Source organism: Cohnella cellulosilytica, from assembly GCF_042431195.1.
Taxonomy (GTDB): Bacteria; Bacillota; Bacilli; order Paenibacillales; family Paenibacillaceae; genus Cohnella; species Cohnella cellulosilytica.
Genome location: NZ_JBHMDN010000019.1, coordinates 59,524 through 70,584, shown reverse-complemented (window position 1 = coordinate 70,584; position 11,061 = coordinate 59,524). Strand labels below are relative to the sequence as shown.

Sequence of the window (11,061 nt, the reverse complement as noted above, 5' to 3'; positions counted from 1 at the left end):
GGTACTTCCCCTGTCTATTCCGATACAAAGTTCGATTGCTTTCGCAATCGCCCACTTTTTATTGTCCATTTCTGGTCAGGTTGTGGTGGGAACAGTTCGCACCTCCTTCTCATTGTACGCCATCTTAGCTAAGAGCGCAGCAGCCACAGGATTATCCGAGGCGATAAACCGCCTCCAATCCATAGCTCTCAGTTCGACTTTCAGAAACTTGAAGCGGACGATCTCATGATCAGGCATTGCCATTACAAACGTATCCGGCTCCTCCGGTCCTTGCCCCGAAGTAAAAATGGCAATTGGGATAATCATCCGATGCTCCTTGCGATGCCTCTCGAACAAACGGCTGAAGTAGACGAACATCCGTTCGCGGAAGTCCTTTTAATGATACGACTGTGGCTCCATATGCACAAGAATATAAGCGTCGAGCGCTTTATAACGGGTTTCCAGCAGCAGGTCCAAGGTTTTGGCTTCTTCGCCTACGACATCGACAAGCAGTTCCTGCATCAATAATCGAGTATGACGATGATCCAGCGAAGAGCTGAGCTCCGGGAAAAAGAGCTCGATAAACTCCGCAAAAAACGCCTGCAGCAGCTTCTTGAACGCTTCGTCGTGAGGTTTGGCTTTTTTATCGTTCATTCGCATTCCTCGCCTTCTTCGACGGTCGTTTAAAACAAAACGCCGCCCACTCCCCAATAAGGGAGCAAGCGGCATGTGCTTCACGACCGAATTTATGATATTGGCTTTATCTTACCTGATATCTCGGCTCATGAACAGGTTTATTTCTATTGGCTTTTCTGTTCGTACTCTTCCACCCATTGCGTCGTACGAGACAGCTCCGCTTCGGCGCGCGCGATGGCGGCTTCCACCTGCGGAGTCGCCGTGCCGCCATAGACGTTGCGAGCGTTAACGACCGCTTCCGGCTGCAGAACGGCGTAGATCCGGTCGTCGAACAAATCGGAGAACTGCTTGAACTCGTCCAGTGTAAGATCGAGCAGGAACTTGTTCTGCTGGATGCAGTACAGCACCGTCTTGCCGATAACCTCATGCGCTTGGCGGAAAGGCAGCCCTTTGCCGACCAGAAAATCGGCGATGTCCGTCGCGTTGGAGAAGTCCTGATCGACGGCGCGGCGCATCTTGTCCTTGCGCACCTTCATCGTCTCGATCATCGAGGCGAACAGCTGGAGCGCTCCTTGCAGCGTTTTGACCGTATCGAACATGCCTTCCTTGTCTTCTTGCATGTCCTTGTTGTAGGCGAGCGGCAGCGACTTCAGCACGGTCAGCAGGCCGACGAGATTGCCGTAGACGCGGCCGGTTTTGCCGCGGACGAGCTCGGGCACGTCGGGGTTTTTCTTCTGCGGCATGATGCTGGAGCCGGTGCAGAAGGCGTCGTCGAGCTCGACGAACTGGAACTCGGTGCTCGACCAGAGAATCAGCTCCTCGCTCAGGCGCGACAAGTGTGTCATGATGAGCGAGGCGCCGGCGAGAAACTCGACAATGAAGTCGCGGTCGCTGACGGCGTCGAGGCTGTTCTCGTAGACGCGCCCGAAGTTAAGCTGCTCCGCCGTAAAATGACGGTCGATCGCGAACGTCGTGCCGGCCAGCGCGCCCGCGCCAAGCGGCAGCGCGTCGATACGCTTGTAGCTGTCCTGCAAGCGCTCAATGTCCCGGCCGAACATCGACACGTACGCCATCAGATGATGCGCGAACAGGATCGGCTGCGCCCGCTGCAGATGCGTGTAGCCCGGCACGATCGTGTCCAGGTTCTGCCGGGCTTGTCCGATCAGCGCCGTCTGAAGCTTGCGGAGCATCTCGACGAACTCGACGACGCGCTTGCGAAGGTACAGGTGCATGTCCGTCGCCACCTGGTCGTTGCGGCTGCGTCCGGTATGCAGCTTGCCGCCGACCGGGCCGATCTCCTCGATCAGCGCTTTCTCGATGTTCATATGAATATCCTCGTCGGCGATCAGGAACTGCTGCTCGCCGCTGCGGATTTTCTCGCGCACCTTCAGCAGGCCCGCCTTGATCGTCTCCACATCCTCCGCCGGGAGAATGCCGCACTTGCCAAGCATCGTCACGTGCGCCAGGCTGCCCTGGATATCCTCCTCGGCCAGCTCCTTATCGAACGTGATCGACGCCGTATATTCTTCCACCAGTTGGTCCGTTTGCTTCGTGAAACGGCCCCCCCACAGCTTGCTCATGATCCGAATACCCCTCTCTTATGCTCAATCGAGTAACCTCATCCGTTCCCTCGGCATCCTATCCGGTACATGCGGGACACGTTGCAGTCTGGCAGACCGTTAAATCGACGTATCCCCACGTTTCAGGCACCGTAACGGTCTGGCGGACCGTTAAATTGAAACACCCCTGTGTTTCGAGCACCGTAACGGTCTGGTAGACCGTTAAGTCGACACATTCCCACGTTTCAGGCACCGTAACGGTCTGATGGACCGTTAAATCGACGCATCCCACGTTTCAAGGCACCGTAACGGTCTGATGGACCGTTAAATCGACGCATCCCACGTTTTGGACACTGTAACAGTCTGGCAGACCGTTAAATCGACGTATCCCCACGTTTCGAGCATCGTAACGGTCTGTTAGACCGTTAAGTCGACATATTCCCACGTTTGGGGCATCGTAACAGTCTGATGGACCGTTAAATCGACGTATCCCCACGTTTCAGGCAGCGTAACGGTCTGACGGACCGTTAAATCGACGCATTCCCACGTTTGGGGCAGCGTAACGGTCTGACGGACCGTTAAATCGACGTATCTCCACATTTCAGGCAGCGTAACGGTCTGGCAGACCGTTAAATCGACACACTCCCGTATCTCGGGAACCTTAACGGTCTGTTAGACCCTTAGCGAGACGCACGCCCCGCCCTTCCGCGCCACCCGCCGTTAAACGGCAAAAGGGGAGCGCCGCGCGGCGAAGGTGCCTCCCGTCATAGCCCCGGCACGCGGGGGATGGTTCGGCAGGCTTCGGGCGCGGTTCTCCCTTTTGCACTTTATCGATTAAATGCCGGAAGCTCCGGTGACGCCCGAAGATACCTTCAGGCGCAGAGCGTTCAGGCGGATAAAGCCGGTAGCGTCGCCTTGATCGTACGCTTGCGTAGGATCGGCCTCCATTGTCGCGATGTTCGGATTGTAGAGGCTGACCGGGCTCTTGAGTCCGGCGGCGATGATGTTGCCCTTGTACAGCTTGAGACGGACGGTGCCCGTCACGTTCTTCTGGCTCTCGTTCACGAGCGCTTGGATCGCCAGGCGCTCCGGCGCGAACCAGAAGCCGTTGTACACGAGAGTGCTGTATTTGGAGATCAAGGAATCGCGCAGATGCATAACGTCGCGATCCATGGTCAGGGACTCGATTTTGCGATGAGCCGCGAACAGGATGCTGCCGCCCGGGGTTTCGTACACGCCGCGGCTCTTCATGCCGACGAAGCGGTTCTCCACCATGTCGACGCGGCCGATGCCGTGCTTGCCGCCGAGCTCGTTCAGCTTCTCCATAACCGCGAGCGCATCGAGACGTTCGCCGTTAATGGCGACGCAGTTGCCCGCTTCGAAGTCGAGCTCGATGTACTCCGCCTCGTCCGGAGCTCTCTCCGGGGAAACGCTGAGCACGTACATGTCTTCGACTTCCGGCGCGCTCGGATCGAACCAGGGGTCCTCGAGCATGCCGCTCTCGAAGCTGATGTGCAGCAGGTTGCGGTCCGTCGAGTACGGCTTGGCGGCCGAAGCCTGAACCGGAATGCCGTGCTTCTCGGCGTAGGCGATCATCTCGGCCCGGCCTGGGAACGCGGCGCGGAACGCCTCGTCGCGCCAAGGCGCGATAACCTGGATGTTAGGAGCCAGGGCGGCAGCCGTCAGCTCGAAACGAACCTGGTCGTTGCCTTTGCCCGTAGCGCCGTGCGCGATCGCGGTTGCGCCTTCGGCCAGGGCGATATCGACCATGCGCTTGGCGATTAACGGACGCGCGATGCTCGTGCCGAGCAGGTACTGCCCCTCGTAGAGGGCGCCCGCCTGGAACATCGGGAAAATGAAGTCCTTGGCGAATTCCGCGCGAAGATCGTCGATGTACACTTTGGACGCGCCGGTCTTGAGCGCCTTCTCTTCGAGGCCGTCCAGTTCGTCCTTCTGGCCGATGTCGGCGGTGAAGGTGATGATCTCGGCGTCGTACGTTTCCTTCAGCCACGTCAGGATGACCGAGGTGTCCAGCCCGCCGGAGTAGGCCAGCACGATTTTGTTTTTTGCCATAGGTATTGGAAGCTCCTTTGAACTTGAGTGTAGAAGTGCAACGATGGAATGCAGCTGTCGTTCGGTACGACGGAATCAGACGGAGACTATGTGCCGTCCGGATTCTGTCTCTTACATAATAGCGGCCATGACCGCTTTCTGCGCGTGCAGACGATTCTCGGCTTCGTCGAAAATAACGGAGTTCGGGCCGTCGATGACGCCCTCCGACACTTCCTCGCCGCGGTGCGCCGGCAGGCAGTGCATGAACAGATAATCCGGCTTCGCGTATTTTACGAGCTCCTCGTTCACCTGATAGTTCGCGAACGCCCTCTCACGCTCCTTCTGCTCTTCCTCGAAGCCCATGCTCGCCCATACGTCGGTGTAGACGATGTCCGCGCCTTCGATCGCTTCGCGGGGATCGCGCACAATGCGCACGCTGCCTCCGGTTTCCGCCGCCGCCTCGTTCGAAGACTTGACGGACCTCTCGGACGGATCGTAGCCCTCCGGGGAAGCGCTGGAGAAGTGCATGCCGAGCTTGGCCGCGCCCATCATCAGCGAGTGAAGCACGTTGTTGCCGTCGCCGATATAAGCGACCTTCAAGCCTTCCAGCTTGCCCTTATGCTCCAGGGCCGTCTGGTAATCGGCCAGCGCCTGGCAAGGGTGGGATTGGTCCGACAGCGCGTTAATGACGGGAATCGTGGCTCCGCGAGCCAGTTCCACGACATTGCGGTGACCGAACGTCCGCAGGATCATCCCGTCCAAATAGCGGGACATGACCTGGGCCGTGTCGAGAATCGTCTCGCCGCGTCCCATCTGAATATCGTTGCGGCTCAGGAACAACGCCTGGCCGCCAAGCTGGTACATGCCCACCTCGAAGGAAACGCGCGTACGAGTGGACGATTTCTCGAAAATCATGCCGAGAGATTTGCCTTTCAGGGGCTGGTACGCTTCTCCGGCTTTATGCTTGCGTTTGATCTCGATCGCCAGATCGAGCAGATACCGGATTTCCTCCGGCGAGTAGTCCACCAGGCCGAGGAAATCGCGGCCTTTCAGCTGTGCTGCAATTTGCTCCAGGTTCGCTGCCGTAGTCAAGGGCAAACCCTCCTTCTCTATTTGCGAAGCCGCGGCCGATGCCGCAGCTCAACGGAATTACGCTATGCGTTCTATAAAACAGGATTACGAATTGGCCGTCTTCGCCGCCGCTTGTTCGGCGAGCACCGCTGCGATCAATCCGACCGCTTGGTCGATTTCTTCGTGGGTGACGAGCAGGTTCGGCAGCAGCCGGATGACGTTCGGACCGGCCGGCACGACGAGCAATCCGCGCTTGTGCAGCTCGGCGATCGCGTCGCCTGCGGGAGCGTGGCACAAAATGCCGATCAGCAGCCCTTTGCCGCGCACCTGATCGACGTTCGGCAGGCCCGCCAGCTTCTCTTCCAGCTGGCCGATCAAATAGTCGGAAGCCTCGGCGGCCTTGTCGGCGACCTTATCCTTCAGCATCGTCTCAAGCGTAGCCGCGACGACCGCCATCGCGATCGGCGTCCCGCCGAACGTTGTGGCGTGCGCGCCCGGCACGAACGCCGGCTTCACGTGCGCCTTGGCCAGCATGGCGCCGACCGGGAAGCCGCTGCCGATGCCCTTGGCCAAAGTGAAAATATCCGGCTCGACGTCGTAGTGCTGATAAGCGAACAGCTTGCCGGTACGCCCCATGCCCGTCTGCACTTCATCGATGATCAGCAGCAGACCGTGACGGTCGCACAGCGCGCGAACCTCCCTCAGAAAGTCCTGATCGACGGGGATAACGCCGCCCTCGGCCTGGACAACTTCAATCATTACCGCAGCCGTCTTGTCGTTAACGGCCGCTTCCAGCGCCGGCAGATCATGAAGAGGCACGTGAACGAAGCCTTCCGGCAGAGGAAGGAAGCCTTCCTTCACCTTGTCTTGGCCGGTCGCGGTCAGCGTGGCCAGCGTGCGTCCGTGGAATGATTGCGTGAAGGTAATGATCTCGTAGCGGTCGCTGCCCTTCAGCTTCTGATGATAACGGCGGGCGAGCTTGATCGCCGCCTCGTTCGCCTCGGCGCCGCTGTTGCAGAAAAACACCGCATCGGCGCAGCTGTTGTCCACGAGCAGCTTGGCCGCTTTCTCCTGTCCCGGGATATGGAACAGGTTGGAGACATGCCAGAGCTGGTCGAGCTGGCCGATCAACGCGTTCTTGACCGCGTCCGGAACATGACCGAGGTTCGTTACCGCAAGCCCGCTCATGAAATCAAGGTACTCCTTGCCTTGATCGTCCCACAGGCGGCTGCCCTTCCCCTTCACCAAAGTAATGGGATACCTCGCATAAGTCGAAAATAACGCGCTGTCACTCATACCGATTCGCTCCTTTTTCCCCCGTGTGGCCTTAAGCCCTTACGCTCTTACGATCCGGGTTCCGATGTCGCCCTCCGCGAGCGCCCGGCTGAGCCCCCGCTCCGCCGCGCCGTCCACGATCCGCACTTCCTTGACGTTGCCGTGCAGACAGCTCATGGCCGCCCTGACCTTCGGAATCATGCCGCCGTAGATTTCTTCGCTGGCGATCATCTCTTCGATGTCCGCGAAAGTGACAACCGGCAGCACCCGCTTCTCCCCGTTCACCGTGCGCATAATGCCCGGAACGTCGGTCACGACGATCATCGTCTCGACGCCGAGCGAGGATGCGACCGCGCCCGCCGCCGTATCCGCGTTAATGTTGTAGCGCTGACCCGCTTCGTCGATGCCGATCGGCGCGATGACGGGCAAATAGCCGAGCCCGATAACGCCTTCGACCAGCGCCGCATTCACGCCGACGACTTCGCCGACGTGGCCGATCTCGTCCGCGTTGGCGACCGGCCTGGCGATGATCAGCCTGCCGTCCGTGCCGGAGAGGCCCAGCGACTTCGCCCCGTTCTGCTGCAGCTTGCGCACGATCTCCTTGTTGATGCGTCCCGCCAGCACCATCTCGACGACGTCAAGCGTCGCTTCGTCGGTGACGCGAAGTCCGTTCACGAACCGGCTCTCGATGCCCAGCTTGCCGAGCGTCTCGTTAATGGCGGGACCGCCTCCATGCACGATAACCGGCTCGACGCCGTTCTCCTGCAGGCTGCGCAAATCCTCGAAAAACACATCCGGAAGCGCCGCAAGCGTGCTGCCGCCGCACTTCATCACAAATCGCCGTTTGCCCATGCGCCCGCTCTCCTTACGTCCGATACGCGGCGTTGATGCGCACGTAATCGTACGTCAGATCGCAGCCCCATGCCGTCGCTTTTCCGCTTCCCATGTTGAGGTCCACGTGGATACCGACGGTATCGCCTTTTAAGTATTCCAATGCTATCTCTTCGTCGAAAACAACCGGACGGGACTGCTCCAGTACGACGATGTCGCCCAGCCGAATGTCGACCGTATCCACGTTCACCGGCACTCCGGCGCGGCCGACGGCGGCAATGATGCGTCCCCAGTTGGCGTCGGCGCCGTATACGGCCGACTTCACCAGGCTGGAGCCGATAATCGTCTTGGCGATCGCCTGCGCCGCTTCGTCGTCGTCCGCGCCGACGACCGTCGTCTCGATCAGCTTCGTCGCGCCTTCACCGTCGCGGGCGATCGCTTTGGCCAGCTCGGTGCAGACGTGTCGCAGCCCGTCGACGAACGCCGCGAAGTCCGGATGACCGCGCGTCAGCTCGCTGTTGTCCGCAAGGCCGCTGGCCATGGCGACGAGCATGTCGTTCGTGCTCGTATCGCCGTCGACCGTAATCATATTAAAGCTCACGTTCGTCACTTCGCGCAGCACTTCTTGAAGAAGCGGCGAGCCGATTTTGGCGTCCGTCGTCACGAAGCCGAGCATCGTGGCCATGTTCGGGTGAATCATGCCCGAGCCTTTGGCCGCGCCCGCGATCGTTACTTGCTTGCCGCCGACCGTCAGCGTCACGCAGCTCGTTTTTTTCACGAGGTCGGTCGTCAGAATCGCCTGGCAGAAGTCGTCGGAGCCCTGCTCGTCGCTTCGCAGCCGCCCCGGAAGCTTCTCGATGCCCGCGTTCACACGGTCCATCTTCAGCAGCTCGCCGATTACGCCCGTAGACGCCACAGCCACCTGATCCTTGCTCACGCCGAGCGCTTCCGCCGCGTTCGCCTGCATCGTCCGCGCGTCCGCTTCTCCCTGCGCTCCCGTGCAGGCGTTGGCGTTGCCGCTGTTCACGACCACCGCGCGCAGCGCGCCGCCGTTGGCCAGCGCTTCCCGCGTCACCAGCAGCGGAGCCGCCTGAAACAAATTCGTCGTATACACCGCCGCGGCCGAAGCCGGAACCTCGCAGACGATGACTCCCAGATCGTGGCGCTCGGTTTTTTTCAAACCGCAGTGCAGCCCGCCGGCCTTAAAGCCTCTCGGAGTCGTAACGCCTCCGTCTTCCACGATCGTATAGCTTTGTTTTCCCATAATATTCGGTCCGTTCCTCTCGTCCGTAAAATCGTGCATCTATTAGGGATATACCGGCGTGAACTGAAGTCCGAGCGTCTCGTCCCAGTCCATCAGCAGGTTCAAGTTCTGGATCGCCTGACCGGCCGCGCCCTTGACCAGGTTGTCGGTGACGGAAACGATCGTGAGGCGCCCCGTCCTCTCGTCGACCGAGAAGCCGATGTCGCAATAGTTCGTGCCGTACACTTCCTTCGTCGCCGGCCAGTGTCCGGCAGGACGAACGCGGACGAACTTGCGTCCCTCGTAAAATTGCCGGTACAGCTCGACGAGCTCAGCGTCGGACCGCTTCTCCGTCAGCGTGGCGTACATCGTCGCCATAATGCCGCGGGTCATCGGCACGAGATGCGTGGTGAACGTCGTAACGACGGGACGTCCTGCGGCCTCGGACAGCACCTGCTCGATCTCGGGCGTATGCTGGTGCCGGTTGATTTTATAGGCTTTGAAATTTTCGTTGATTTCCGAATAATGAGCGCTTAAGTTCAGGCCGCGTCCCGCGCCGGATACGCCGGATTTCGCGTCGATGATGATGCTGTTCGGATCGATCCAGCCGGCTTTCACCGCCGGATAGAGGCCGAGCAGCGACGTCGTCGTGAAGCAGCCAGGATTGGAGACAAAATCGGTCTGTTTCACCAGATCGCCGTACACCTCGGACAGACCGTATACCGCCCGCTCGACAAGCGCCGGATCGGCCGGCTCGTGCTTGTACCATTGTTGGTACACTTCGCCCGACTTGAGCCGGAAGTCTCCGGAGAGGTCGATCACTTTTAACCCCGCGTCGAGGAACTGAGGAGCCAGCTTCATGCTGACGCCGTGCGGCGTAGCCAGAAATACGACATCCGCTTTGCCGCGAATCAGTTCGACGTCGAGACCGTCGAGCAGATCGGTGCGAATTTCCGTCAAATGCGGAAAACCTTCGGCGATCGGAGCGCCCGCGCTCGAAGAGGAAATGACCGACGTTACGGTGACGTAAGGATGAGATTGCAATAAACGAATGAGCTCGACGCCGCCGTAGCCGGTAGACCCGACGATGGCCGCGCGGATGGACTTCGCATTCATAATAGACTCCCCCATGCTCAGAAAAGGATGAATCGCCAAGAAACGGCTTGCGCCGTTATCAGGACTTCGGTTGCCGATGCCGCAGCATCGCGCGTAAACATTCTCAATTGTAACGGATTATGTTAGGGAATGAAAGACATGTTCCACGATTCGTGAACGGCTTAAGCCGTCGTTCGTCCGATGTATTTGTGTATTATTATACATCCAAAGTATTATTTATGCAATAGTCACATTCGATCGTCCCGGAACCCTTCTCCCAGCACTTCCGCCGCGTTGGTGATGATGACGAAAGCGTCGGGGTCCGCGTCGCGCACGAGCAGCTTAAGCCTCACGACTTCGCTCTGTCCGACGACGGTCAGCAGCACCGGACGCTCGTCGCCCGTATAGCCCCCGGTGCCTTGCAGCAGCGTCAATCCGCGGTCGAGCTCATGCAAAATCGCCGCCGATACGCGCTTCGGGTCCCGGGAGATTATGTAGGCGGCTTTGGATGTTTGCAGGCCGGATTGGATAATGTCGATGGTCTTGCTTGTCGTGAACAGGCCGATCAGCGCATAGAGCGCATTCTCGAGCGAGATGAATAATCCTGCGGATAAAATGACGAGGCCGTCCAGCGCCGCAATCGCAAGCCCCAGCCGGATGCCCAGCACCCGATGGAGAATTTGCGCCGCCACGTCCAGCCCTCCGGTGGAGCCCCGGCCGCGGAACACGAGTCCCAGCCCGATGCCGACGCCCAGCCCTCCATAGATGGCGGACAGCAGCGGATCGTGCGTGGGCGGAGCCCAGTGCGAGGTCAACAGAACAAATAAAGGAAGAACGATGGAGCCTACGACCGTTTTCAAGCCGAACGGCTTGCCGAGGACAAGCACGCCCGCAATGAACAGCGGAACGTTCAGCGCCCATTGCGAATACGCCGGAGGGATGCCCGCCAGCGTGTTCAGAATGATCGATATTCCCGACACGCCGCCGGAAGCGATGCGGTTGGGCAGCAGGAACAGATTAAAGCTGGCCGCGATGAAGAACGCTCCGACCAGCATGGCCGCATAGCTGAACACCGTTCTGGCGTTCTTGGAAAATCGGCGGCCTTTTCTTTTGCTCGGATAAGAGGGAGTGGACATGATCGAACCTCATCTCGCGATTATTCGACGCTCAAGTTCATTATGTACCGAACGGCCGCTCCTATGAAGTTTTTTTTTCATGAAAAAGGAGCTGCCCTGTAAGATGAGCTGCTTAAGATGGCCGAGAGACAAGCGAGGGGTATGTATCTCCTGGAGAATGCCTCATACGCTCCTGAAATCACCT

Annotated in this window: 10 protein-coding genes; all 10 read right to left on the bottom strand. The window is 59.2% G+C overall.

Translation table 11 applies throughout. From position 1 onward, the window contains the following. Positions 1-75: 75 nt before the first annotated feature. Positions 76-306 carry a hypothetical protein gene (locus ACFFT4_RS15270; RefSeq protein WP_378049016.1) on the bottom strand — a complete coding sequence of 77 codons (231 nt, stop codon included), beginning with the start codon at positions 304-306 and terminating at the stop codon, positions 76-78. A 69-nt stretch (positions 307-375) separates the two neighbouring features. Continuing rightward, entirely contained in the window at positions 376-633 is a 258-nt protein-coding gene (locus ACFFT4_RS15265; protein ID WP_378049015.1) for an RpnC/YadD family protein, read from the bottom strand. Between the two features lie 146 nt (positions 634-779). After that, positions 780-2,195: an argininosuccinate lyase gene (gene argH / locus ACFFT4_RS15260; RefSeq protein WP_378049013.1), complete on the bottom strand. Its 1,416-nt coding sequence runs from the start codon at positions 2,193-2,195 to the stop codon at positions 780-782. 813 nt (positions 2,196-3,008) lie between these two features. Next, the gene (locus ACFFT4_RS15255) at positions 3,009-4,247 is read right to left on the bottom strand and encodes an argininosuccinate synthase (RefSeq protein WP_378049011.1); all 1,239 of its coding nucleotides are present in this window, start codon (positions 4,245-4,247) and stop codon (positions 3,009-3,011) included. Positions 4,248-4,358: 111 nt separating this feature from the next. Continuing rightward, on the bottom strand, positions 4,359-5,318 hold the full coding sequence (argF, locus tag ACFFT4_RS15250; RefSeq protein WP_378049009.1) for an ornithine carbamoyltransferase: 960 nt from the start codon (positions 5,316-5,318) through the stop codon (positions 4,359-4,361). An 84-nt stretch (positions 5,319-5,402) separates the two neighbouring features. Continuing rightward, positions 5,403-6,593, bottom strand: a complete 1,191-nt coding sequence (gene argD / locus ACFFT4_RS15245) for an acetylornithine transaminase (protein ID WP_378049007.1) — start codon at positions 6,591-6,593, stop codon at positions 5,403-5,405. A gap of 39 nt (positions 6,594-6,632) precedes the next feature. After that, positions 6,633-7,424, bottom strand: coding sequence for an acetylglutamate kinase (gene argB / locus ACFFT4_RS15240; protein ID WP_378049005.1), 792 nt, complete (start codon positions 7,422-7,424; stop codon positions 6,633-6,635). A gap of 13 nt (positions 7,425-7,437) precedes the next feature. Then, positions 7,438-8,667, bottom strand: coding sequence for a bifunctional ornithine acetyltransferase/N-acetylglutamate synthase (gene argJ / locus ACFFT4_RS15235; RefSeq protein ID WP_378049003.1), 1,230 nt, complete (start codon positions 8,665-8,667; stop codon positions 7,438-7,440). 42 nt (positions 8,668-8,709) lie between these two features. After that, on the bottom strand, positions 8,710-9,762 hold the full coding sequence (argC, locus tag ACFFT4_RS15230) for an N-acetyl-gamma-glutamyl-phosphate reductase (protein WP_378049001.1): 1,053 nt from the start codon (positions 9,760-9,762) through the stop codon (positions 8,710-8,712). Positions 9,763-9,989: 227 nt separating this feature from the next. Then, positions 9,990-10,877: a YitT family protein gene (locus tag ACFFT4_RS15225; protein ID WP_378048999.1), complete on the bottom strand. Its 888-nt coding sequence runs from the start codon at positions 10,875-10,877 to the stop codon at positions 9,990-9,992. Positions 10,878-11,061: the final 184 nt, after the last annotated feature.